This window comes from Leptospira paudalimensis (assembly GCF_026151345.1).
Taxonomy (GTDB): Bacteria; Spirochaetota; Leptospiria; order Leptospirales; family Leptospiraceae; genus Leptospira_A; species Leptospira_A paudalimensis.
The window spans coordinates 1007245-1032649 of the sequence record NZ_JAMQPR010000001.1 but is presented as its reverse complement, the minus strand read 5'-3'; the positions used below and the strand labels follow the sequence as shown (position 1 = coordinate 1032649).

Sequence of the window (25405 nt, the reverse complement as noted above, 5' to 3'; positions counted from 1 at the left end):
ACTGTCAAGAGCATTCTAAACAGCGTTTTGGTTTCGATAAGCGATGGCGATTTGGCCTGTTCTTGAAATTTCTCGGATCCCAAATGGTTTTAAAACGGCGATGATATTGGTCACCTGACGTGAATTTCCTGAAAACTCAATGAGAAGGGAATCTTCTGTCATTTCTAAAATTTTCACATCAAATCCATTACAAATTGTAAGAGCTTCACTTCGATTACTTTCTGTTATCGAAAAAGAAACAAGAACCAGTTCCCTTTGTACAGAACTTGCATACGCCATATCTTGTACTCTAAGAACATCAGGGAGTTTTAATAATTGGTTTTTCACCTGACCAACAACAAAGTCATCCCCATTCAAAACAATTGTCATAGAGGACACTTCTGGGTTATCGGTTACACCTACTGCAATTGAATCAATGTTATACCCACGTCTTGTGAATAAACCTGAGACATGGCTCATGACACCTGGATGGTTATTGACTAATATACTGAGTGTATGTTTCATTTTTTCAATTTCCCCAAGTCTTTGAATTCGATGAGATCTTGTTGTGATTTACCAGCAGGGATCATAGGGAAAACTTTTTCTTCTGCAGGGATCATCACTTCAATGAGTGCCGAACCACTGTCTTTCAAAAAGAACTCTACCCCTTTATCGATCTCTGATTTTTTTTCAATCCTCATTGCTGGGATATCATAAGCTTCGGCAAGTTTTACAAAGTTAGGATTATAAGACCATTGTGATTCACTAAAACGTTCTTCATAAAAAAGTTCCTGCCATTGGCGAACCATACCAAGAAAGTTATTATTAAAAAGTAAAATCTTAACACCTAACTTGGATTGTGCGATAGTTGCAAGTTCTTGGATACACATTTGGAAGGATCCATCCCCTGTCACACAAATCACTGTTTTGTCTGGGTTACCAAATTTGGCACCGATCGCAGCAGGTAATCCAAATCCCATTGTACCGAGTCCACCAGAAGTTAGCCAAGTATTCGGTTTATCAAAGAGATAATACTGTGCTGCCCACATTTGGTGTTGGCCAACATCGGTAGAAACAATGGCCTCACCTTTTGTTTTTGTGTACACCCTGTTCAAAAAATCTTGGGGTTTGATACTCTCACCACTATTGTCAAAATCGAGTGGGTGATTTTGTTTGAGAGTTTGGATTCTGGAAATCCATTCCGCGCGGTCTCCACCTTTCACAAAAGGAAGGATCTCACGAATGGAATCTTTCAGATCACCATGTAAAATATGATCCACATTAATTCGTTTATTAAACTCAGCTGCATCAATGTCCACATGGGCTCTCACTGCAGTAGGTGCAAAGTCTTGGTATTTGGCAACACGGTCATCAAAACGAGCCCCCAAATTGAGGATATAATCACATTCTAACACGGCTTTGTTGGCATATGCCGTTCCATGCATGCCTAACATCCCAACAGAAAGAGGATGGGTTCCAGGAAATGCTCCCAATCCCATGAGTGTTGTTGTCACTGGTGCATTTGCTTTTTCTGCAAGAGCTTTGATTTCCGCAGAAGCAAAAGAGTTGATTGCACCACCACCTACATAGAGTAACGGGCGTTTGGCTTGGTTCAAAGCATCCGCAAATTCTTGTGGATCCCCTTTTACCTTTGGTCGTTCATAATGATGGGGAGCAATTTTTAAAGCGGAAGCTTTTCGCACGGAAGTTTTCTCTAATTGTACATCTTTTGGAAAATCGAGTAATACTGGGCCTGGTCGACCACCCATTGCGATTTTGATGGCTTCTTCAAAATGACGAGCAAGGTCATCGGCCTTTTTGATCAGTGCATTGTATTTTGTGATGGGGATTGTGATTCCAAAAATATCTGCTTCTTGGAAAGCATCGGTTCCAATGGCATCAGTGGATACCTGACCTGTGATGGCAAGAATCGGGATGGAATCCATTTTGGCATCAGTCAGACCAGTGATCAAGTTGGTTGCTCCAGGTCCAGAAGTTGCGATACAAACACCTAACTTTCCTGTGGAACGAGCATACCCTTCTGCCATATGGATGGCACCTTGTTCATGGCGCACAAGGATGTGTTTGATTTTTTTACTATGATAGAGTTCGTCGTAGAAAGGGAGAATGGCACCACCAGGGTATCCAAAGACAATTTCAACACCCGCTTCTTCCAATAATTCGACCATGAGCCGGCCGCCAGTAATTGCTTCGGTTGTAGATGTCATACGTATCCCCCCTCATTGTCATTTCTGCAAAAAAGAGCCTGGTGTCAATGTTCTCACGTTTTTGAGTCGATTTTTACTGTCTAAAAAGGAATGCTGAAAATTGGACAGAGAAAATGGAAAACGCCGAGATTGAAAAAACACAAGAAGATGAAAAATTCACAAAAATAAAAGCTCTTGCAAAAGAAGCTTATCGTTTTCTCGACCAAGGTCGCTTCAAAGAAGCAAAAGAACGATTAGACATATTACTTGATGAAGATCCTTCCAATACCTATGGGCTTGTTGGTCTTGGCGATTATTATGCCAAAACAAAACAACCAGAACAAGCCATCCAATACTATCGAAAATGTTTGAGTGGTGATACCACAAATAAGTTTTCCCTTATGGGACTTATGAATGCCTACCGAGATCTCAATAGTTTAAAAAGAATCATCGAAGTTGCGGAAGAATTTCACCACATAACAATCACAGATGCAAGTATTTTATCTAGAGTTGCTGATGCCCATAGAAAGTTAAAAAACTTCAAAGAATCAGAAGTGTATTATATGGAAGCTCTTCAAATTAATCCAAACGACCAATATGTGATTGTAGGACTTGGGCATTTGTATTTTGCCTGCCAACGTTATGCGGATGCGATTTTGTGGTGGGAAAAACTTCTCAGTAGCCAACCAAATAATATTAAAATCCTAACAGAAATTGGAAACAGTTACCGTAAGATCAAAGATTTTGATAAAGCAATTCTATATTATGAACGTGCCAAAAATCTAGATCCTAAAAACTTCTTTGCTCTTTATGGTCTTGCCGAGTCTTACCGCGGGAAAAAAGATTTTAAAACCGCAATCACTTATTGGGAAAAAATCCTTGAGTCTGACCCTGAAAACAAACTCATTATCAACCGTTATGCGGACTCTCTCAGAGGTCTTGGCAACTACGACAAAGCTCTCGAATGTTTTAACAAAATTCTCGCGAGTGGAGACGATTATTTTGCACTTCTCGGAAAAGCTGCCGCATTACGACTCATTGGTGATCTAGAAAAAGCGGAAGAAATTTATTTGGGACTGCTTACCAAATCTCCAAATGATCCAAGACCAGCCCTTGAACTTTCAGACCTTTGGGACATTATGGGAAAAAAATCCCAGGCTATCAAACTGCTAGAGGATTTAGCAAAGAAAAATCCATCCAACGAAGCAATTCGCGAACGGATTGAGTATTTAAAGGATTAAGAATACTATCTTTCACTTATTGGTATGAATTTGAGATACATCCATACCAATAAGGCAAACATTCCTGTTACTAAAAAAGTAACACCTGCTCCAAACGTAAACCAAATCCAACCAGCAATCAGACTTGCAAAAAAAGTAGCAAAACTCTGTAACCCAGTGAACATTCCAATGGCAGTCCCTACTTCCTCGGAAGGCACAAGGTTACTAATCCAAGCTTTTCCAATTCCTTCTGTTGCACTTGCAAAAAGACCATATAAAAAAAAGGCACATACAATCCAAACTACAGTTTGGAAGGTTCCCATGATCCAATACACAAGGATGAACATAAAAATTCCGAATAAAAACATTCGTTTGAGTCCGAAACGATCTGCCAATATCCCAAATGGATAGGCAAAAATGGAATACACTAAATTATAAAAAATATAAATCCCAATGACTGTCGTGTCAGTGAGCCCCACTTCTTTGGCTTTCAGGATCAAAAAAACATCGGAACTATTCCATAAAGCAAAAACAAGTAATCCAAAAACTAACTTTCGATAATTGGAGTTTGTCTGTTTCCAATACGAAAGATAGGAAAACAAACTAGTTGTTTTTCCCTTTTGTTTTGTTTGATTTTCCCTCTCTTTTAATAAAAAAGTAAGTCCTATCGAAATGAAACCTGGCACTATCGCCAAATAAAACAAATAGACATATTGATTGGGATAAATTGCCAAAAAGATTAAAGCGATGCTTGGACCAATCACCGCACCAAGTGTATCAAAGGAACGATGGAATCCAAAAATCTGTGCTTTTGAGGAAGATGTGGTCTCTTCTGATAATAAAGCATCCCGAGCTCCAGTGCGAACACCCTTTCCAATCCGATCCATTGTACGGGAAAAAAAGACAAGGTATGGCAATCGACTTATGGCTAACAAGGGTTTGGAGATGGCACTCAGTGCATAACCAAACCTCACAAAAGGAACTCGTTTTCCTTGGATATCAGAGAGATTCCCAAAATACCCTTTACTATAACCAGCGACAAACTCAGCGACCCCTTCCAAAAATCCAATGAAGAGGATCGAATACCCAATGGACTTTAGGTAAATGGGTAAAATTGGGTATAACATTTCGCTTGCGATATCTGTAAAAAGACTCACAAGCGAGAGTATCCAAACTGTTTTGGAAATTGTTTTCAAATTTTTAGAGACCTAACAGCTCATAAGAATGAATCCGTTTGGGAATCACTCTTATGAAACTAGATGGATCAGAATTGACCACTCTCCTTAAGGAGCAATGGTTTTGAGTAAACTTAAGTCCTCTTTTTTGAAGACTTTAATCGTTGTTTTGTCTCCTTCTTTTGGTTTTCCTGTTACGTAAATTTTATCGCCAAAAAATGTGAGTTCTGAATTTTCTTCGACTGGCTCTTCTGTCCGTTTTTCAAACGTTAGGTCTGACTTAAAACGTGATACATGGTATTTGTCTTTTACCTTTTCAATCACATAAATTTTGTCTTCACGATTGATCATAGGTGTTCGCCAAAAAATATCCGCTGACTCACTAGTCTTTTTTACACCTAATTTATCTGGATCAAGTAACACGAGTTTGTGTTTACGAGTTTCTACTTTTTCCCCGTCATAACCGAGTACGAGTACACCTTGGTTTGCAATTTCTTTAAACTCCTTAGAACATATATTATTGTAAGGACTTTTGAATAAAGCATCATCTTTTGCAGGATCGATGGCCCAAAGTTCATTGGAATAGTGACCATCTGTATCATATTTGATAAACTTCATAAAAAGGATTTTGTTGTTCACAACATTATCACTTTGTTCTTCTTTTTTCTTCAGTTCTTCTTTGGTTTGTGCGAGTTCTGTTTTTAATTCTTCAACTTTCGCTTCAACTTTTTGAACCGTGTCATCTTTTTTTGCGCCATCACTTGAAGTAGTGGTTCCTGTTCTTGCTTCTTCTTTTTTAGCAAGTTGTTCTTCTTTTTTGCTTAACTCTTCTTTTTTTGCTTCAACTGCTTGGGATTTCTCGTCAGTTTGTTTTTTCTCTTGTTCGATCTTTTTGACTTCTTCCGTTTTTTTATCAATCTCAGCTCTATTTTTTACAGGATCTTTTTTGAGTTCATTCAGACTTGCAACTGCTTCCGCTTCTTGTTTTTTAAGAGCTTCTTTTTTGTCTTGGAGATCCTTACCTTCTTTGGACACTTCGTCTTTTTTATCTTGCAAAACCTTTTTTTCGTCTTTGATTTTATCGGTTTGCAACTTGTCCATTTTTTTGGCTTCGTCTTCCATCTTTTGTTTGGTGGCAGGATCTTTTTCTTTGTCCTTCACCGTACGATTTACATCTTTTTCCAATTCATCAGTGGTAACATCTTTTCCACTGTCTTTTAAGATATTGCCTTCAATAGGAATGATGATTTGTGTTTTGCCTGGCCAATTTTTATAAACGGTATCAATCCCCAATTTATCAGGCGATGTAACTTCCATCACACCTGCAGTGTATTTTTTTCCAAAAAATTTGGAATCCTTTCTATGAGTTGCGTTGTAGTACAAGATGTACTGTGCTAAGGTCTCAGCATTTCCTACTTTGTATTGAAAAGACTTTTCAATGTAAGAAGCAAGGATCCTCGCAATGGAGTTGATATGATCAAAACTTTGGGATTCAGAGATAATGAGGATATCGGCTCCAAGTTTTCCATCAGCACCAGGCAAAACCCTTTGGATTTTCACCCCATCCACACTTGCCGAATTTTCTTTGGCCAAGGTTTCTGCGAGTTTTTTACCCGTTTCCGTATTTTCTTGGATGATGTCATCCGAAGCCTTACGTAGGGAACGGTTGATGAATTCAATTTTTTTGGAACCCTTGATTTCGGATTCACCGAGAGGGGCTTTGGATTGGGCTGTCAGTGAAAAACCGACAACAATTAGACAGATGATGATGGAACGAGAGATTCTCATTGTTTCCTCACGAAATTAGGTTTCAGATGCCCACAAGATTAACAACCTTTCCGATTCTGCAAAGCAAGTTTTCGAATAAAAATCTATTTACCAGGGGGTGGACATTCAAAATTCTGTGGGAGAATGCCTACGTTTACACACAGAATCTACAATTTTAATGCAGGTCCCGCCATGCTCCCTACCGAGGTCATGGAGGAGGCTCAGTCTGAATTCCTCAATTTTAGAGGAACTGGTATGTCTGTTATGGAAATGAGCCATAGAGAAAAACATTTCCAGAACATTTTAGATGAATCCATTGCTGATTTACGAGAACTCTTAAACCTACCGTCTCGTTATGCGGTCGTTTATTTTCCCGGCGGAGCGACATTACAATTTTCAGCGATTCCTTTTAATTATTTAGAATCAGGTGATTCCGCTGATTTTGCAGTAACTGGCGTTTGGGCAAAAAAAGCCTTCGAAGAAGCCAAAAAATTCTACCCAAATGTAAAATCCATCTTCAATGGCGCAGATTCCAAATACATGGAACTTCCAACCATCACGGATGCTTCTGTCAACGATGGTGCAAAGTATGTTTATATCACATCCAATAATACAATTTATGGAACAAGATACAAATCTTTCCCCAAATTGAAAAAAGCTCCCCTCATTGCTGACATGACAAGTGAGTTACTCAGTCGGAAACTTCCTATCGATGATTTTTCTGTCATCTTTGCAGGTGCTCAAAAAAACATAGGCCCTTCTGGACTCACTGTTGTGATTTATGATAAGGAAAAACTGGGAAAAGTTTCTCATGCAATTCCAAACCTTATGAATTTTGAATTGATGGAAAAAAATGGCTCTCTTTATAACACACCTCCTACCTATTCCATTTACATAGCAGGACTTGTTTACAAATACCTAAAACGGAAAGGTGGACTTTCAGTAATGGAAGAAATCAATGAAAGAAAAGCACAGAAATTGTATGATGCCATCGATGCTTCTTCTTTATTTTATGCTCCCGTACCAGAGGCTTTCCGTTCTGCGATGAATGTTGTATTTCGTAGCCATAATGACAGTTTAGATTCCAAATTTTTATCGCTTGCCGAAGAACAAGGATTTGCTGGCCTCAAAGGATACCGTGAAGTAGGTGGATTTAGAGCAAGTATCTACAATGCAATGCCTGAAGAAGGTGTGGATGCACTTGTATCCTTTATCAAAGAGTTTGAAAGGACAAATGGTTAAATTTGCATTAGGGGTATTTTTTTGCCTCACAACAGGTGTTCTCTATGCACATTCTGTTTGGATCCCTGAAGGAAATTTTGCTTGGGAAGAAGCGAAACAATGTTATGTGACTTTGCAAAAAGAAATTCCACCAAAAGCCATTAGCCCTGACATCCAAAATTTGGATCGAACCAAAATGGCTTTATTTGCAAGAGAATCTGCGGAACTAAGAGTCAATTCTTTGGATTGTATCAAAGATTCGATAACACTTCCCGAAAAAGATTCCAATTTGGGCGAACTGTTAACACCATCACTTCTCTCTGGACTCAAGTGGGAAGAGGCCTATTTCCAATTGGAATGGAGGATCCTTCTTTCTGACAACAGGGCCTACCCACTGACACCAAGTGAGATTCAGGTCGCCAAACAATGGCTAGAGTCTCACAACGAAATCAAACAAGAAATTTTCACACTGACAATTGAATATTTATCAGAAAAAAATCCAAGTTCCAAACGTGAAAGGTATTTGGACCTATTCACTGGTTATTATGGAAGTTTACTCAGAGAAAGAGATAAGTTTCTACTCTCACTTTCGATCGAAAGTTATACATCTTACACCGATGCCCTAAAACAAAGAAAGGAAAAATCCGAATGAAAGAAAAAATTGGAATCGCCTCTGATCATGGAGGATTTGCTCTCAAAGAATTCCTCAGGAAAAGTCTCGAGGAATCGTATGAAATGGTCGATTACGGTACTAAGAGCGAAGAGTCCGTCGACTACCCAACCATTATTGGAGATGCCTGCCGAAAGGTTCTTTCCAACGAAGTCCCAAGGCTCATCGCTCTTTGTGGTACTGGCATTGGAGCATCCATTGCAGCAAACCGCTTCAAAGGCATTCGAGCGGCCCTTTGCCATGATGAGTTTACGGCGGAAATGTCCAAACGCCATAACAATGCCAATGTACTCGTTTTAGGGGGAAGAGTTCTCGGAACAGACTTAGCTCTGAGAATTGTGAAAAAATGGATCGAAACAGATTTCGAAGGTGGCCGGCACCAAAAACGATTGGGTCTTATCGAAGAACAGTCCTAATTTCCCTTTGTTTCCTTTTTGCAGGGACCTCTCTATACTCATGGGAAGTCCCCAAAAAGGAGACCGTCAATCTAAGCCTTTGGAAAAAAATAGGTGTTGTCGAACACAAAGAACCCGGCAAAAAAAACACACTCAAACCAAAAGAAAACACTCCCAAATATGGTGAGTTGTTTTTTGATTTTGAAGGGGAACCAAACGAACCAAACCTTTCAGAATCGGGAACTTCTTTCCCTTCCAAGTCAATTTCTGTTGTTTCCTCTTCATACTTAGAAGATACCAAAACACAATTTTTTGGTAAAAAATCTGCATACTTTTCTGGTAGAAGGAACCAAATCCATCTTTCCGTTTCAGGGAACTCAGTGTTTGGAACCCACCCAGATCCATTTAGCATTTCCATTCCACTCCGTATGGGAGAACAAGGTGCAGGTTCTGTGATCTTGGACCGAACCGTTTATGTGAAAGGGAAAAAATACGGCATCTCACTTGAATTAAACGAAGGTAAACCAACTCTTTTTGTGAACAATCTTTTGCAAAAAACGGAAGGAAGGACAAGTAGTTTTGTTTTAGAATCTTCTGTGAAAATCAAACGTCAAACATGGGAAGTCATTTCTATTTACTTTGATACGCTGAACCATCGTTATGTTTTATACCAAAATGGAATTGAAACTGCGGAATATGAAAACAATTCACCAGATACCATTGGATTTGGTTTTCCTGAAAATGATTCAACACCATTGGTATTAGGAAAATCTTACTATGGAAATTTAGATGGATTTCATATCCACAAAGGGGAACCAGAAACTCGTTATACAAAATTTGAATCTGTAAAGTATGATGATGATACAAAAATTGGTTCGATGGAAGGAAACCTTACAATCTCCCCTATCTTAGAAACAAAGTTTAGTAATTCGATTTTACAACAAATCCAATGGAAAATTGACAAACCACAAGACACAATGATCGAATTGTACTTTCGTGGTTCGAATCAAAAATTCAATGAATCAAGTTCCCTTTCTTGGACAAGGATTCGTTCCTTAACTTCGGATTTACCAAAACATCGTTTTAAATTCTACCAATGGAAAATCTGGTTTCGACCAGATCCGATGGGAAAAACGGTTCCGAACGTTCAATCACTGAGTTTCGATTACACAGAACAATCTCCTCCAGACATTCCAACTCTATTTCGTTTGGACCCAAACAATACAAAAGAAGATCAAGTATGTTTTTTGTGGAACTCCAATCATGAAAAGGAAGTTCAAAATGGTGGTGGTTACATCATCCATTATGGCCTTTTACCCAATCGAATGGTTGGATCCATATTTGTGAAAAAGAACCAGGGGAATGAACTTCGAAAAATTGATGGGAACGATGAAACTAGTAGTTTTCGCAATAAACGATTTTGTGTCGATGAAGATACACTCATCTCAAATATTTATATCCCAGAAGGACAACTGGAATCACCTGAAGATCGAAGTCTGGCTGACCAAGTTGATTTTTCAAAAAAAGAAAAACGAGGGCATTTGTTCCAATCGGGTTTGACTTATTATTTCAGAATTTCAGCTTACAATCGTTACCTGAATGAATGGGATTCCAAAGACCAAAGAAGTGCTCTTTCCCCTCCTATTTCAATTAGTTTCCCGAAGGAAATTACGAATCTTAAGTAAGGGATGAGTTATCGTTTCATCCTTTCCATAATGATAAAAGACATCCATTCCTTCATTTAAGGCAGAGACTTGTTCCAAACCTAGTCCTTCCGAAAGAAGTAACTCCGATCGAATTTCATTCATGGAAATAGGGAAAATTTGATCGGTTAGGTCCTCTAAGTTCCTTAGGATCATCTTCTTTTTTTCAGCACTCACAATGCCAAGAGTGGTAAACACTAAATGAATAGAATATGCCGAAGTAAAAAAACGTGTATTGGAATCGATTGAAGTAAGTAGTAAGTTTTTTAAAGCTTCCTTTTTATCGGAATGGATCAATGGAACTAAAAAACTAGCAGATAAGTATACTTTCAAGACAATATCTCCGTGAGATTCTGCACAGCTTTTCGTCTCAGTAGTTCCGATTTTTGGATGATTTCATTTTTTAAAGCCAAACGAATGAGTTCTCCTTGCGAAATCCCCCTTCGAGTTGCTTCATTTTTAAGTAAAATTTGTTCTTCTTCTGAAAGTAAAATCTGAAAACGTTTATCAATTTTTGCCATTAATCTTCTTCTTCCAATTCCTTTTCGGCTTTTTCAAATTTTCGCCAATACAAACTTGCGTCCTTCCATTGACCAAGTGATTCATAAAGTGATGCAATATTATAATAAGATTCAGTTAATCGATAATCCAGTTTTACTGCTTTCAAAAAGAGTTTGATCGACTTTTCTTTGTTATCCGAGAACCATTCACTAAAAGCCCACAAATAATACCATCTTCCTAAATTTGGATCCCTTGGTCTTACTTTTTCCAAATGTAATACATTTTCTTGGAAAAGTTTTGAGGCTAAATTATAGTTTTTTTGAATGATTTTTGCTTTATTGATTCTATCCTCGGCTGGTTCATCTGGTTTTGGTACTGACAAATCATTCCGATACAATAAGGCCTTTGCATATAATAATTTGAAGTATAATTCGTTTTGGCTTAGTTCAAGGTAACGTTCTAAATAAGGTATGGAGCTGGTTTCTTCATCAACTTTATGCAAACCATAGATTTGTTTTTTTAAGGCAATGGTTTCTTCTTTTTTTTTACTTCCGCCTGCGGAGATAGAAGTAACGAACACTAAACAAACCGATACTAATTTAAAAATATAAATAGTAGTTTTGTCCATCTTCAGGAAATTTCATTGATTTGAGTTCGTGAGAAAACGGTAATTCTTGTAATTTTTGAACAACAGTTAAATATAAATCTTTTGCAGAAACAATCAACATCATATTTGGTGAGGTTTCAATCAATCGATCTTTACTTTCCAAATAAGTTTGGATCATCTCTACAAAATGTTTTTTGCTAAGTTCCCATTCAGGAGATGGATGGTACTCAGGCCAATGGATTCGAAGAACATTTGCTGCTCTTTTTCCACCAAAGGTTGCTTGCATAAAGGATCGAATCATCCATGACAAACTATCTTTTAAAAATTCAGGTTTTCGTTCTTCTTTATCAACGAGTACATGTAAAGCAGGGATTACCTGTTTTAATTTTTCTTGGATCATCCGTTTATGAGAATCCAAAAACTTTCCTCGTTCTTCCTTATTTAATAAAACGAGAAAAATTCCAGGGAATCCAAGTGTTTCCATATGAAAGGCTATGATGGTCTCTGTTTGTAATAAAATTTCCCATGAGAATTTCTTTGAAACAAAACGATCAAGTCTTACATTTTCATCAATCTCCAGGGAAGCAAAACCAGATTCATCAAATGGTAAGTAAGGATCATGGTGTAAAAAAATTAAATTGGATCGCGTATTATAATCAAGACCTGATGAAATTTGATTATGAAAAGAACCGAGTGAATCATTCAAAAACAAATAAGAAAACCGAGGAGAACCTAAACGGGAGATAAAGTTTTTGGTATATCCGACTATGCCATCATAGGAAATTTCATTTTCACGGTAGATTTTATCAAGAAGGCTATACTCAAATCGTTTTTCTTCAGGGATAGAGGTAAAGATATTATCAGGGATGGTGCTCTGTTTTGGTTGTTGTGTTTCCTCACGTTTTGTCACATTGGAAACCAATCGTTCTAATTCTGGATTAAAAATTGTTTCTCTTTTTCGTTGGACCGCATCTAAGATGGCAACACGTTTCCAAGTGGCAGGAGGTAAAATTTTAAAACTCGTTTTTTTCACAGGAATTTGATTCTTTATAATGGGTTCTATTTTTGTTTCAATTCCTTCTTGATTCAATTCAGTTTTTTTTATCAATTCCTTCTCTTCGTGAATCTCCGCATGATGAGGGAGGGATTCCCCTAACATCGGTGTAGTTGACCATCTTCGTTTTAGATTTGCCCAAAACACAAATAAAACCCAAGGACCAATAAAAACGAATCCAAAACTAAGCATGTACGCTGGATAGGAAGCATATCGATACACAGACAATCCAGAAACAATGCCTGGTTTTCCTTTTTCTTTATCTAAGTAATAGGTTTGGAATTTATGGTGTAAAAATCCTACCGATTCCTTTTTGGAATCTGTATGCCTTAGTTTTGAAAGCTGAGTTCCATTCCATAACCTAGGATTGAATATTACCTGTTCTTTACTTTTGTTATCAGATAATTTTATATCAACAAACGGAAAATAAAATTCATCTGTATCTTTTTCTTTTTTAGCATATAATAAATTAGGATTCAGAACAGTCACAAGAACAGTTTTCAAACTATCCTCATTGTTTTGAATGGGAATCATGTAAACTAAATCCATTTCGGATTCAATCAAAATGGATTTTGGATTTTCTTTCATCTTTTGTAATAATAGAAAAATTTCAGATCCAAATCGATTTTGAAGTGTTACATCAACTTGCTCCATTTTCCATTCATAAATTTCAGATATTACAGATTCACTAATCCCAAACCCATTCGTATGATTTAAGTAATTTGATCTAATATTTTTTTCAAGACCAATTAAAGTGTCTTCAAGTTGATTGAACCTGTGTTTGGTCCATGGTTTGTAATAACGATAGTCAGGAAATAATTCCCAACTTTTTTGGTAAAACACTAGGAGAACCAAATAAACAAGTATTGGTATCACTATCCTTTTTTTGAAATGAAAATGTTCGAAATGAACAACCATCCAAACAAAACGTATGTAAAATAAACCAGTAAACGTTACAAGAAAGAGGATAAAACAACCATAACGAATTTCTTCCACTTCCGAATCAGCTTGCCTTAACAAATAAATGGAAAACCGATCTTTTGTTTCCAGAAATAATTTCGAAAATTCACCATCGATTTGCCAAGTGATTTCTTGACCTTCTTTCCCTTGGAACAAACCTAATAATTCGTTACTTTCCCTGTCGCCAGAAAGAATCGATTCATCATTGGTATATAAGATTTTTTGGGTATTCGGTTGGAATACCCAATACAAATATCCATATTCTAAATTCGGATTTTGAACAGACCCATGCGAAAAATTAAACTTTGGGAATACAATGAAAAATTTTCCTGTTGTGACCCGATACACATAATCACCGTTAGATAAAATTTTAATCTTACCTTCCAGTAATCCAGATGGGTCCTGTCTCAATTCTTCCTGAAAAATTTCGTTGGTTTCATTTGTACTATGAATCAAACGTAATGAATCATCATATAATCGTACGTATTCTAAATGTAGGGATTTTTGAATTTGTTGTGTGACTTTACTCGCACGATAAGGTAATTCGGAGTCACGAACAAAAAACTCAATTGTATTCAAATACTCATTGGTTCGATTTTCATCATAACGCAAAAGAGCGGTGATCAAATTCGTTTTCCTTTGGATGGGACGAATCCATTCAAAATAACCGTAAAAAAGGAAGGTTACAAACAACGAAACGGAAATGAGACCAAAAAGAATAGACAGGTTTCCGAAATTTCGTTTCATCATTCTTATTATCGGGTTGTCACTAGGCAAAAACCAATCGGTCTAAGGAAAGGAATGATTTTTTATGTATTTTTGGATGGGGTTGGGATCGCAAACTATGATCCAAAAACCAATCCATTTAGCCGTTTTGCAAAAGGGTTTTTAGCACCCGTTGGTGGGATTTCCAAATTCGACCTAAATCTCCCTGTCAATGCCAATCATATCCATTATGTAAAAACGGATGCCCATATGGGTGTTCCTGGTCTCCCCCAATCAGCCACGGGCCAAACAGCACTCTGGACAGGAATTCCTGGACCCAAAGTTTTAGGTCGCCATGTCAGTGGATTTCCTACCATCACCTTACGAAAAATCATAGCAAAATACTCTCTTATCAAAGTTTTAAATGAACAGGGAATCCTGAGTGATTTTTTAAACTGTTTTTCGCCACCTTACTTAAAACATGTGGAAGAAAAACCTAAACTAGTTTCAGCTTCCACACTTGTCCAACTTGCCAGTGGTAGGCCTCTCAAAAATTTTGAGGACCTTCGTAGTGAAAGAGGACTCTATATGGACCTCACACATGAAATTATGGGAACACTTGGGATAGATATGTTAAAAGAAGGTGATCCCCTATTAGAAAAAAGAGATCCATACCTTCTTGGTACAAAATGTTTCCAAAGATTTTCAAACTACCAACTGACTTTGTATGAATATTTTTTAACAGATAAAGTGGGTCATGCAATGGATTGGGAAAAAGCAGAAAAAGTGATTTTTAATTTAGAGTCATTTTTTAAAGGACTTTTAACGAATCTAAACCCAGACGAAGATCTGTTAATTGTTTCCAGTGATCATGGAAACATGGAAGACTTAAGCCAAAAAAATCATACCGAAAACCCAGCGGCCACCATCCTGTATGGAAAGGATGCTGACCGCTTCGCAGAAAATATACATTCGTTAGCTGATATTGTTCCGGAAATTTATAAAACTTTCGGATTAGAGGAAGCTCTATTCAATACTCACACGAATGAGTTTCTAATGGAAACCAACTAAAATTCTAAATCATTTCCCGAATCAGGTTTCCCTGAATAAGAATTCGGTTTATTTGAATTAGAATCTGACGATACATCAGAATCTTCTAAATCATTGTGGTCAGTAAACTGATCTAGTGATTCTTTTTTCCATGCAATCGCCTTGTCGGTAATCTGGTTTTTAGGGTATTTGTCTACAATGGTTTGGAAAATACCGGCTGCTTTTTCAAACTTACCTTGTCTGAAGTAAATTGTTCCCTTTTTATAAAGTGAAGCTTGGTCTAAAGAATAATCACTATTATTCAATACCTTATTGATATATGTAAGTGATTCAGTTTGTTTTCCTATTGCATCATAAGCAAGTGCAATATAATACAAAGCTTCTTCTTCTTTTTTAGGAGAAGGATTTACAGTTAATGATTTTTGGAACAATTCAATTGATTTCGCATATTGTTTTTTAGTATAATTGTCTTTTGCTTCTTTGAATACTGAGTCTTTATACTCACCCACAACTTTTTCATCCGCGCCAGCAAGTCCATCTTGGGTTTCGATGTATTCATCAAATACATCAAATGATGCCCAATCTTTTCCTAATTTGCGTAAAGTACGCCCCCAACCAATTCTTGATTCCGTATGGTTAGGATCTTCTTGCAAAGATAAAACATAATTTTTACGAGCGGTTTCATACTGCCCAATTTTGTAATAATGGTCAGCAAGTGCCATGAAGGTTTTGGAGCGAAGTTTATTGTCGGAACTAGATTGTAAAACCGATTCCAAATGAGCCTTCCCTTCTGGTTCATTTCCTATCTTTAAAAGCAAATTTCCAAGCGAATAACTCAGTTTATCTCGATCTTCTTGTTTCCAGTTTGAATTTTTTTTGAGATCTTTATAGATGTCCAATGCTGGATAAAAATCCGAATTTTTTTCCAAAGCTCTTGCTTGGTTATATTTTATTTGAAATTCATATTTTTCCAAACCTTGTTTGCCAGCCAATTCAGAGAAGATAACAATCGCCTTCTCTTTGCTATGTGGATTGGTTTGTTTTAGATACTCTTCACCTTCTGCAATTTTTTCTAACACCAGTTGTGACTGGTCTTCTTTTGCAGAGATATTGGTTTGGTAATAGGCAGTGGAGAGTCCAGCTACAATAAATAACAAACCTGCTAAGGATACGATCACTCGACTCATAAATTACCTCTACCCACTTGATTTAGGGTTTGATTCGTCCAAAATTCAACTCTTGATGGAGAATAGGATTTGGTTTCCTTTTTCAAAAAACACTTTAAAGCCTTTTTTGTATCACCAGTTTTTAATGCACTAACACCTAAGAAAAACATTGCTTTTCCTCTTAAGTAAGAACTAGTTTCATATTTTAAATATTCTTCTAAACGATAAACGGCTGTTTCGAATTTCTTTTGGATCACCGTTTCTTTGATGATCCGATTTAATTCTGTTTGTCCTAAATCATATGTGACTGTTGCTTGTGTTTCTTGTTTAAAATCATTAGCAGGTTCAAAGTTTTCTTTAGGTGGAGCCAACTCAGTTGGAGTTACAGCATGTTCATTTTTATAAATTTCAGATTTTTCGGGTTCTTTTTTAGGTTTTGATTCCGCTACAATATCTGGTTCTTCTTTCGGAAGGTTATCCTTAGAAAAATCATATTTAAAATAGGAAACGTTTTCTTTTAGATTATAATCTTCTGGAACGGAACTTGATTTTGCGGTCACACCAAAATACAATTCATCAATTTCTTTTAACTCTTTGATGAAAAAATTAGTTTTAGGATGAACAACAGTCGCAACCTTAACAACTGTTCCTTGGTTAAAAGATGAGGCACCTTGGTTTAAGGGACGAATGGAAGCATACAAAGTATAAATTGTTGTTTCATCAGCAGCTTCTGGACTAAGCCAACTAATCACTGCTCCTTTGCCAACACGTTCATACCCTAATCCTCGCACATGTAGAGCTCCCGTTAAGTTAGGTGTCACTTCATTAGAAGCAACTTCAGGGTTTTCTTTTTTGGGAGTCTCTTCAACGATTACTTCTGCATTTGCTTTTTCAGATTGTTTGATATAAAAAACACGTAATGTCGATTTTTTATCTTCTAATGGAAGTGTTTCTTCACTCCCCACTTGTTTCACAGAAACACCATAATACAAGGTTTGGGACTTACTTAAGTCTTGGTCTAAAAAGGAAGTTGTAGGATGTGTGAGCTCAGTGAGTTTCTCTGCTCTTTGCATGAGTGGAAGACTTGTGAGAGGTGAGTTGGAACGATACACAGTGTAAATTGTCCTACCCGCAGTGGCACCTTGTGGTGGATTCCAATTCAAACGAATGAATCGTTTTTCGATATTAGCTGTGATTCCAGATACACCACCCACCATGGATTGTATATTGGTATCTTGTGGGAACGCAGGGAAATCTGGATTTTGCCCTACAACAGGTGTTCCATTTTCTTCCGCAATGGTTACAGGTATGATCGTATAGTTTTGATTGGCAAATAGTTTGACTTCACGTTTGCGAACATCGGAAACCATCACAATCGCATAATAGTATGTTCCTGGTTTTAAATTATAATCAAAGTATAAACGAGTTGCATTAGGACCAGAGGCTTTGTAACGACCAAGTGAATCGGCAATGTACAGTTTATCTGGGCTATCAATCATCACATTGGATCTAGCGACAATGATTTCGCCTTCTTGTTTGGGTGAATCCCAATCAATGCGAATGGATTTTTTATCTGGCAAAAGACTTGCATGAATTGCTTTTGCAATCGATGGGTAACGACTTTCCTCATATCCGGAGTCTGCCCAAACCGGGAATTGAGAAAGTAGCAGTACAACCGTCCAGAGGTGAATCGAGAACTTCATATTTAGATTTTCGGTGGTTATCTCCCTCGAATTGAATTTTTCGTTTGTACTTTCCACTCTTTTCTAGAAGATTTGTCATTATGTCTGAAACGGAGTACTACCGTTCCCAAACTTACCAAGAGTATTTGCTCTCAAGCCATAGACGAGAGGTTTGTCCTCCAGAGGATGTGTATGCATTTTTTAATTGGAAAGGCCTAACCAATTTGGTTGATTTTGGAAGTGGATTAGGGTTTTATTTTCAGGACTTCCGCAAATGGTTTCCCAATGTTTGGATTTGGGCTGCGGAATGCCAACAAGACATCATCGATCGTATCCTCCGTAGAAAACTCATGGAAGGGATTGAACAACTCACTCCGTTTTATATGGACCAATCTGACCACCCTCTCCTTCCCGAATGGGTTCCAGTTCCAGAAATTATTTTTGCCTCCCTTTCTTTATCCACCTTCCCAAACCCAGGTTTGGCGATGGATGGACTCATCCGTTCCATGAAAGCGGGTGGAAGGTTATTCATCGTGGATTGGTCAAAAACAGAGTCTGGATTTGGACCTAAAATCAATGAAAAAATCTCCATGGATAAGATGAAATTTTTAGCAGAAGAATACAAACTCGAAGTGACAAAATCAGGTAGGATCTCTGAACATTTTTATGGAATGGAAGTTCGTGCCAGTTCTCATTTTATTTATGGTTATTATGATTTAAAAGAAGAAGAAGATGAAGACACTGCTGTCTTTAAAATTTAATCCAATCGATGTTTAGGTAAACAATTCGAATCAATTTTAGATCCAATCAAAGAATCCATTACCTCAAGTTTCTATGTGGAGTTTGGAACAAAAGGAAATCATCACTAGTAAAAACCCCGTTATACAAGTGATTGCTGGTGCTGGCTCTGGCAAAACAGCCACTATGATTGGACTCTTAGAGGAACGGGAAAAAAACCAAACAATCCACCCGGACAAAACACTCATTGTCACATTTACCAAAAAAGCCACAAGAGAATTCAAAGAACGTTGTGAGAAAAAAGGCCTATCTCACTTGTATCATATTTCCACCTTTCATTCGTTTTGTTATCACTCCTTAAAACATTCTCATTTTCAAAAAAATTGGTCCAAATACAAACTCTTACCAGAATCAAAAAAATGGGAAATGACCAAAGAAATATTAGAACCAAATCGTGAACTGATAGGTGGAATTCCATTTTCCATACTCACAAAACAAAATGGGAAGTATTTACGAAACCTATCGATAGAGATTTATGAAAACTACATCACTTCCTTTCGAAACTGGAAACGAGAGAACAATTACTTTGAATTTGATGACTTAATCCAAGATTTTTTAGAATTTTTAAAATCGGAAGAATCTCAAACCCTCAAAAAAAATTGGAAATTCCTCATCATCGATGAATTCCAAGACACAGATGAACAACAATTGGAGATCATCAAACGGATGGAGTTTGAAACCATCACAGTTGTGGGTGATGATTGGCAGGCAATTTATGGATTCCGAGGAGCCACTCCCAAACCATTTTTAGAATTTTCGAATCATTTCCCAAATGTAATCCAATACAAACTACCAACTAACTACCGATCAACGGAAACAATCATTCAAAAAAGTTTATTACCCATCAGACAAAACAAAGACAAAATTCCAAAAAAAACGATTTCCTTTCGAAAGGAAAAAGGATTTTTCCATTTGGAAGTCAAAAAAGAAAACGATCCATTCTTAGAAACAATTTGGAAAAAATACCACTCGATTGATTCGGAGTCTGTTTTACTCACACGTAGTAATTTTCGCAAAGACGAATGGATCCAAGTGGGAGTGCCCAAAAAACAAGTGATGACAATCCATAGTGCAAAAGGTCTAGAATTTAAGACTGTGATTGTGGATTTATGCCAAGGTTGGAGTGAAGATCTAAATACAATCGACTTCGAAGAAGAAAGAAGGATTCTCTATGTTGCTTTGTCTCGGGCAAAAGACAATTTAATTGTTCTTATGAACCATACTTCCGATCCCAAAAGTCTTTGTGACAGGTTGAGTGAAGATTTTTCCCTTTGGAACAAGTGGCGAAATCGTACTTTACGGTGGATAAGACTCTGGTGAAGTGGTTTTACCTTGGGGGATTAGCTCAGTTGGTTAGAGCGCTACCTTGACATGGTAGAGGTCACTGGTTCGAACCCAGTATCTCCCAAGATCATTTTTATTTAGGTTCAATTAGACCTCCTTCCACTTGTTTAATTTTCTTACCACCAAACAAAGTTTCGACTTGCCTTTCCAATCCATTCCTTTCAAATTCGAGAACGATGAAACCAAAGTTCCTGGCTGAAGAATTTTTACTCGCTTTGTACTTTTTTGTATTTACCATACTCTCTGGTATTGTTCTCTTTTATGCTCCTTATGAAGCTGGTGTGAAAATCGCAGGCCTCACGGCTTTTTTCCATGTCAGTTTTGTTGCCATTTGTATTGTATTCCATTGGCACACTCCGTATCGAATTTGGAAATTTTTAGTACCACTTTCCATTTTTATGGTATTTCCAGATTGGTTTTTGTCGGCCGTTTTACAGATATTAGTTTTTCCTGAAGATGGATTTTTCAAAATAGGAACTGTCTCTGGTTATATGGCAGGTCTATGGGTCATACCTCTTTTTATTTGTGTTTATACAGGAATCAAATTAGAAGAAAGATCTGTCTCAATCATCGGTACAGGGATATGGGTGGGGCTTGTCAGTTTATTCATCTTTGGATTGTCTGAAGCGACGATGTGGATTTTTGGATCTTGGTATGCACAGAATGTAAAGATGTGGGGGCATGTTGCTTATTACGTACTGGTTCCCGAGATGATTTTAGGAATTACAACCTATCTTGCGTACCAAGGATTTTCTTATTCCGCTTACCTGTTCCAAATTGCCATTGGTTTTTTAGTGATGGTTCTTTATATCGGAAACTTATCCTTTTTCTACTTACTCATTGAAAAAATTCTTTAATCTAACCTTCAAATTTAGTTTTGTTTTTGGTATCCTTCTCCTTTTGGGAGAGGGATACTTTCGATTCCAACAAAAATCTCCAAACGAAGAACTCCGATATAAAAAAATACATTGCCTGAAAGATTGGTCGGAAATCCGTTTGTGTCCGAATGTAAAGGAAGGGTTCACTCGTCGAGATGGAAAACCATGGGACATCCAAACGAATGAGATGGGAGAAAGGATAACAAATTCGAACTTTCCAGAGACAAATCAAACAGAAGTTTGGTTACTTGGTGATTCAATGGCGATGGGTTATGGATTACCAACTGAAAAAACCATCGCGTTTTTGTTAGAAACTAAATACAAAATCAAAACACGTGTGGTTGCTGTGGATGCGATTGGCACGAATGGTATTTCGAATTTGTATTTGGATACTTTCAATCAAACTAATAACAAACCAAACTTCATCTATTGGGTTTGGAATCCTTCTGATTTTATCGATGACGTAAGGGAAAAAAAAGGAATTCAGAAATACCTATACCCCATCCACTTTTACCTCGTACGAAATTCATCACTCTATGACACATTCCTACCATCTCGTCAAATGAATGTGTATACAAATGGAATTCCGACTCTTTATCCAAAGACTCATCCCACCTATTCGTTTTTAAAAAAATTCATTCATAACAGAATCCAAAACAAAGAACAATGGAAGATTTTATTCTCTTGGGGAATGGCCCCGAATGGAACACCTGATACAAATGATCCGAATTATGATGTTGCAAAAAGATTCTTTGCATCGGAAGGAATGGCTACCATTGACCTACGCGCAGAGACTGAGGTTTTGTTTTCTCAAAAAAAACAAATCTACATCCCAAACGATGGTCACCCAGATGAAGATTTGGCAAAACTGTTTGCAGAGGCCATAGCCAATGACTACAAAAAGTCCCAATAGAAATGCTTGATTCTTAAGTCCCATTCTAAAGTTTAGAGGGATATGATCTTAAACTGGAAACGATGGGGAGCCATTGTCCTATTTTTCCCGTTCGCTTTATTGTCCTTGGAAGGGATCTTTCGCCTTGCCAACCCTCCTGCCTTACGTTATTACCGCGATGTCAAACTTTTGCATGCATACCACCCAGAATATGGTGTCACACTTGCCCCGAATGAAAGCAGATTTGTCCGCCATTATGCTGACCTTTGGCAAGGGCAATTCACAACGAATTCCCTAGGACTACGAGGTCTAGAGGAACCGATCGCAGAAAAACCCAAACTCGTTTGCCTAGGTGATAGTCTTGTGATGGGATTTGGAGTCTCTGACGAAGATACCTTTTGTTCGAAACTCAATGGATATGAAGAAAATGGAACCGAGTACCAAAGTTTAAATTTTGGAGTTGATGCTTACGGATCTCTTGGATCCTACAAACGCCTAAAAGATTTATCTAACAAAATCCCAAATATCAAAAAGGTTCTCTTTTTTATCTCTCCGAATGACTTTACAATGCCTGAGGAATTACGTGCACAAGGGATTTTACCTGACGATGAAAATGATGCCCTACATGAAAATGATCAAGAATGGAAAAATAAATTTCGCATTCAGTTTGAACTCACTCGTGTTTCTTATTTATTACAAGCATTGAAACTTGCTTATGAACAAACAAAAGTAAAATGGGCACAAACCAAATACATCATGAAAGTGGATTCCAATCAAATTATGGAATCCCCTCTTCAGTATTTAAAAGAAGCATTTATAATCCCTGTCAAAAAGGTAACATGTGATAATTCTGATACATTCATTTGCCCCACTCCCATTCCTAATTTACAAATCCAATGTTCAGATACTCCGATCAATACAAATGATCTAGAGCCACTTCCTGAAACCACTACGAGAGCCTATGACCAGATGATTCAGTTTTCGAAAGACAAAGGTTTCGAATTGATTCCAGTTTTATTACCAATGCAAATTGAAGAAGTTTATTGCCGTCAACTTGGCAAATTCAATCGATTAGGAAATTATGCTCTCAGAGCAAAACGGTATTTAGAATCCAAAAGGATCAGAACGTTGGAAATTTTACCATACACCGACAATATGTGCGGCCGTGAATTTACCATACATGGAAAAACAAAAAAAGCTGGCATCCAAGATTATTATATTCCTGGTGATGGCCACCTAACAAAACTCGGAAATCTTTGGGCATCCGAATCCATTCGGTCTGCCTTAAAGGAAAAAAAGTAAAATGCTCTTTAACTCAGTTCATTATTTAATCTTCGCACCAGTAGTAATATTCATTTATTTCCTGATTCCAAAACGATTCCAAGGTTTATGGTTATTCATTGTTAGTTTGTATTTTTATGCAATTTTCAGAATTCCATTTCTCATTTTACTCGTTTTCTCTTTTGTCATCACAAAACTTGCAGTCGATTACATGGAAGAAACCCAATCAAAAAATAAAAAGATTTTTTGGTTAAACGTAGCGGTTTGGAGTAATTTAAGTTTATTATTTGTATTTAAGTATTTAGATTTCTCAATCACGGTATGGAACCAAACCTTTTCCTTTACTCCCTGTGATCCTGAGTTTGTTCAAAAATCGGGAATTTTACTTCCCATGGGGATTAGTTTTTTCACCCTCCAAGCTGTTTCGTATGCGGTAGATGTTTACAAAGGTGTTGTAGAAAGAGCTAAATCCATTTTCCACTTTGGTCTCTTTTTGTCATTTTTCCCACAACTTGTGGCAGGTCCTATCTTACGCGCAAGTGATGTATTACACCAATTTTTAGATTCTAAGGACTTCACAAAAGACAATCTAAAACATGGATTAAAACAACTCTTTTGGGGAATCTTTAAGAAAACATTCATTGCAGACCCTGTATCTTATGTGATCGACCCTATCTATGCAAATCCAACGGAATACAATTGGATTGCGATGTGGATTGCAGCCTTTTTATTCGCAGTTCAAATTTACTGTGATTTTTCAGGTTACTCAGATATTGCAATTGGTACGGCAAGAATTCTTGGCTTTCATATTCCCAAAAACTTTGACCGACCTTTTTTATCGGGCACCCTGAGTGAACTTTGGAGGAGATGGCATATTTCGTTTAGTTCCTGGCTGAGAGATTATGTATATATTACGTTAGGTGGTAACCGTAGAGGTGAAATTTTAGCGTATGTCAATTTATTCATTACGACATTTGTTTCTGGAATTTGGCATGGTGCGGATTGGACTTTTGTATTTTGGGGTACTCTTCACTCCACAATGATGGTGGTTGAAAAATTTGTTTTTAAATTTGAAACTATGCGTAATGCCTGGAACAAAGTCCCTAGATACATCCAGCCTATTTACCCAGTGGGTATTTTTGTACTGTCCTGTTTTTTCTTTCGTGCGAAAGCAACTCCAGAAGTCCCCACAGGAATGGGTATCACCAATATTATGTTAGAACGAGCTTTTACTGGTGCTGTTGGTCAATTCCCTCAGATGAGTCTTAGCTTAGTTGTGTTAGTTGGCTTTTTATTCTTTGTGGATATTATGCAGGATAAGAAAGAAGATCGATTTGCATTTATCACAGATCATTTGTATTTTCTGGTTCCAACTTGTATATTGCTCTATGTGACATCGTTTATCATATACAGCGTAACAGTTTCTAGTCCATTTTTATACTTCCAATTCTAAAAAGAAAAACCGGCTTTCACCGGTTTTTCTTACACAAATTCAGTCTGTAATGATTATGTATCTGAATTAGAACTCCACTTTGGGAGCATTTTCTATCGTCTTTTGGTCTTCGACAGTGAATGTTGCTTTTGCTTCGTATCCAAATGCCTTTGCGGTTAAAACTGCCGGGAATTGACGGATGTAAACATTAAACTCTTTTGTAGCTTTGATGAATCTGTTTCTAGCAACAGTGATCCGATTTTCAGTACCTTCTAGTTGGGCCATCAGATCGGAAAAATGTTGGTCTGATTTTAGCTGTGGATAGTTTTCTTGGATCATAAGGAGTCTAGACAATGCAGAACCGAGTTGTCCTTGTGCTTGGTCGAATTGTTTTAAACTTTCAGGATTGTTGATGAGCTCAGGAGTCGCTTGGATGGATCCAATTTTTGCTCTTGCTTCTGCAATCCCTTTCATGATGTCTTTTTCTTGGTTTGCAAAACCCTTCACTGCTGAAACTAAATTGGGAACTAAATCAGCTCTTCTTTTGTATTGGTTGAGCACTTCTGCCCAAGAAGCCGAAACTTCTTCATCCAACTCTTGGATTCGATTGTAACCACAATTGGTGAATAAAGTTGTCATGAGGGAAAATAGAATGATGGTTCGAAACAGTTTTGTCATGGTCATTGTATACCTAACCTTTAGTCGGTCTGCAACACCA

23 protein-coding genes and 1 tRNA gene are annotated in these 25405 nt (G+C 37.3%); 13 read left to right on the top strand and 11 right to left on the bottom strand.

Going from position 1 to position 25405, the window contains the following annotated elements:
- Positions 1-15: 15 nt before the first annotated feature.
- Entirely contained in the window at positions 16-504 is a 489-nt protein-coding gene (ilvN, locus tag ND855_RS04690) for an acetolactate synthase small subunit (protein WP_265357402.1), read from the bottom strand.
- Positions 501-2207 carry a biosynthetic-type acetolactate synthase large subunit gene (ilvB, locus tag ND855_RS04685; protein ID WP_265357401.1) on the bottom strand — a complete coding sequence of 569 codons (1707 nt, stop codon included), beginning with the start codon at positions 2205-2207 and terminating at the stop codon, positions 501-503. The genes ilvN and ilvB overlap by 4 nt, the downstream gene beginning before the upstream one ends.
- 113 nt (positions 2208-2320) lie before the next feature.
- Here ilvB and ND855_RS04680 point away from each other — a divergent pair, with 113 nt between their 5' ends.
- A complete protein-coding gene (locus ND855_RS04680) occupies positions 2321-3427 on the top strand; it encodes a tetratricopeptide repeat protein (protein WP_265357400.1) in 1107 nt (368 codons plus the stop codon).
- Between the two features lie 5 nt (positions 3428-3432).
- On the opposite strand, the gene ND855_RS04675 is transcribed toward ND855_RS04680, so the two are convergent.
- Positions 3433-4602: an MFS transporter gene (locus ND855_RS04675; protein ID WP_265357399.1), complete on the bottom strand. Its 1170-nt coding sequence runs from the start codon at positions 4600-4602 to the stop codon at positions 3433-3435.
- An 87-nt stretch (positions 4603-4689) separates the two neighbouring features.
- On the bottom strand, positions 4690-6369 hold the full coding sequence (locus ND855_RS04670; protein ID WP_265357398.1) for a P83/100 family protein: 1680 nt from the start codon (positions 6367-6369) through the stop codon (positions 4690-4692).
- Between the two features lie 123 nt (positions 6370-6492).
- Here ND855_RS04670 and serC point away from each other — a divergent pair, with 123 nt between their 5' ends.
- The 4 genes from serC to ND855_RS04650 are packed head-to-tail and all read left to right on the top strand — an operon-like array spanning position 6493 to position 10319.
- Positions 6493-7590: a 3-phosphoserine/phosphohydroxythreonine transaminase gene (gene serC, locus ND855_RS04665; RefSeq protein ID WP_265357397.1), complete on the top strand. Its 1098-nt coding sequence runs from the start codon at positions 6493-6495 to the stop codon at positions 7588-7590.
- Positions 7583-8221 (top strand): hypothetical protein, encoded by a 639-nt coding sequence (locus ND855_RS04660; protein WP_265357396.1) that lies wholly within the window; start codon positions 7583-7585, stop codon positions 8219-8221. Before serC ends, ND855_RS04660 begins: the two co-directional genes overlap by 8 nt.
- Positions 8218-8655 carry a ribose 5-phosphate isomerase B gene (gene rpiB, locus ND855_RS04655; protein ID WP_135742989.1) on the top strand — a complete coding sequence of 146 codons (438 nt, stop codon included), beginning with the start codon at positions 8218-8220 and terminating at the stop codon, positions 8653-8655. The genes ND855_RS04660 and rpiB overlap by 4 nt, the downstream gene beginning before the upstream one ends.
- The gene (locus tag ND855_RS04650) at positions 8586-10319 is read left to right on the top strand and encodes a concanavalin A-like lectin/glucanase (RefSeq protein WP_265357395.1); all 1734 of its coding nucleotides are present in this window, start codon (positions 8586-8588) and stop codon (positions 10317-10319) included. Before rpiB ends, ND855_RS04650 begins: the two co-directional genes overlap by 70 nt.
- On the opposite strand, the gene ND855_RS04645 is transcribed toward ND855_RS04650, so the two are convergent.
- The 4 genes from ND855_RS04645 to ND855_RS04630 are packed head-to-tail and all read right to left on the bottom strand — an operon-like array spanning position 10281 to position 14209.
- The gene (locus ND855_RS04645) at positions 10281-10670 is read right to left on the bottom strand and encodes a hypothetical protein (RefSeq protein WP_265357394.1); all 390 of its coding nucleotides are present in this window, start codon (positions 10668-10670) and stop codon (positions 10281-10283) included. The two genes, ND855_RS04650 and ND855_RS04645, sit on opposite strands and share 39 nt — an antisense overlap.
- Positions 10667-10858, bottom strand: coding sequence for a CopG family transcriptional regulator (locus tag ND855_RS04640; protein ID WP_265357393.1), 192 nt, complete (start codon positions 10856-10858; stop codon positions 10667-10669). Before ND855_RS04640 ends, ND855_RS04645 begins: the two co-directional genes overlap by 4 nt.
- Complete coding sequence (locus ND855_RS04635) at positions 10858-11466, bottom strand: tetratricopeptide repeat protein (RefSeq protein ID WP_265357392.1); 609 nt, start codon at positions 11464-11466, stop codon at positions 10858-10860. The genes ND855_RS04640 and ND855_RS04635 overlap by 1 nt, the downstream gene beginning before the upstream one ends.
- Positions 11438-14209 (bottom strand): hypothetical protein, encoded by a 2772-nt coding sequence (locus ND855_RS04630; RefSeq protein WP_265357391.1) that lies wholly within the window; start codon positions 14207-14209, stop codon positions 11438-11440. Before ND855_RS04630 ends, ND855_RS04635 begins: the two co-directional genes overlap by 29 nt.
- A 51-nt stretch (positions 14210-14260) precedes the next feature.
- Here ND855_RS04630 and ND855_RS04625 point away from each other — a divergent pair, with 51 nt between their 5' ends.
- Positions 14261-15235: an alkaline phosphatase family protein gene (locus ND855_RS04625; RefSeq protein WP_265357390.1), complete on the top strand. Its 975-nt coding sequence runs from the start codon at positions 14261-14263 to the stop codon at positions 15233-15235.
- Here ND855_RS04625 and ND855_RS04620 read toward each other — a convergent pair.
- Both ND855_RS04620 and ND855_RS04615 read right to left on the bottom strand, forming a co-directional pair.
- On the bottom strand, positions 15232-16401 hold the full coding sequence (locus ND855_RS04620; RefSeq protein ID WP_265357389.1) for a tetratricopeptide repeat protein: 1170 nt from the start codon (positions 16399-16401) through the stop codon (positions 15232-15234). The genes ND855_RS04625 and ND855_RS04620 overlap by 4 nt on opposite strands.
- The gene (locus tag ND855_RS04615; RefSeq protein WP_265357388.1) at positions 16398-18083 is read right to left on the bottom strand and encodes a tetratricopeptide repeat protein; all 1686 of its coding nucleotides are present in this window, start codon (positions 18081-18083) and stop codon (positions 16398-16400) included. The genes ND855_RS04620 and ND855_RS04615 overlap by 4 nt, the downstream gene beginning before the upstream one ends.
- Before the next feature lie 80 nt (positions 18084-18163).
- Here ND855_RS04615 and ND855_RS04610 point away from each other — a divergent pair, with 80 nt between their 5' ends.
- The 7 genes from ND855_RS04610 to ND855_RS04580 all read left to right on the top strand — a co-directional run bounded on the left by ND855_RS04610 (position 18164) and on the right by ND855_RS04580 (position 24708).
- Positions 18164-18823, top strand: a complete 660-nt coding sequence (locus ND855_RS04610; RefSeq protein WP_265357387.1) for a class I SAM-dependent methyltransferase — start codon at positions 18164-18166, stop codon at positions 18821-18823.
- 73 nt (positions 18824-18896) lie between these two features.
- Positions 18897-20180 (top strand): UvrD-helicase domain-containing protein, encoded by a 1284-nt coding sequence (locus tag ND855_RS04605; RefSeq protein WP_265357386.1) that lies wholly within the window; start codon positions 18897-18899, stop codon positions 20178-20180.
- Between the two features lie 14 nt (positions 20181-20194).
- A tRNA-Val gene (locus tag ND855_RS04600) sits at positions 20195-20268 on the top strand.
- A gap of 112 nt (positions 20269-20380) precedes the next feature.
- Positions 20381-21061, top strand: a complete 681-nt coding sequence (locus ND855_RS04595; RefSeq protein WP_265357385.1) for a DUF6989 domain-containing protein — start codon at positions 20381-20383, stop codon at positions 21059-21061.
- Entirely contained in the window at positions 21045-21995 is a 951-nt protein-coding gene (locus tag ND855_RS04590; RefSeq protein ID WP_265357384.1) for an LA_2486 family SGNH/GDSL-type esterase, read from the top strand. The genes ND855_RS04595 and ND855_RS04590 overlap by 17 nt, the downstream gene beginning before the upstream one ends.
- Positions 21996-22037: 42 nt before the next feature.
- Positions 22038-23276, top strand: a complete 1239-nt coding sequence (locus ND855_RS04585) for an LA_2490 family SGNH/GDSL-type esterase (RefSeq protein ID WP_265357383.1) — start codon at positions 22038-22040, stop codon at positions 23274-23276.
- Position 23277: 1 nt separating this feature from the next.
- A complete protein-coding gene (locus ND855_RS04580) occupies positions 23278-24708 on the top strand; it encodes an MBOAT family O-acyltransferase (protein ID WP_265357382.1) in 1431 nt (476 codons plus the stop codon).
- Between the two features lie 66 nt (positions 24709-24774).
- Here ND855_RS04580 and ND855_RS04575 read toward each other — a convergent pair whose 3' ends face one another.
- The gene (locus ND855_RS04575; RefSeq protein ID WP_100727549.1) at positions 24775-25365 is read right to left on the bottom strand and encodes a LemA family protein; all 591 of its coding nucleotides are present in this window, start codon (positions 25363-25365) and stop codon (positions 24775-24777) included.
- Between the last annotated feature and the right edge of the window lie 40 nt (positions 25366-25405).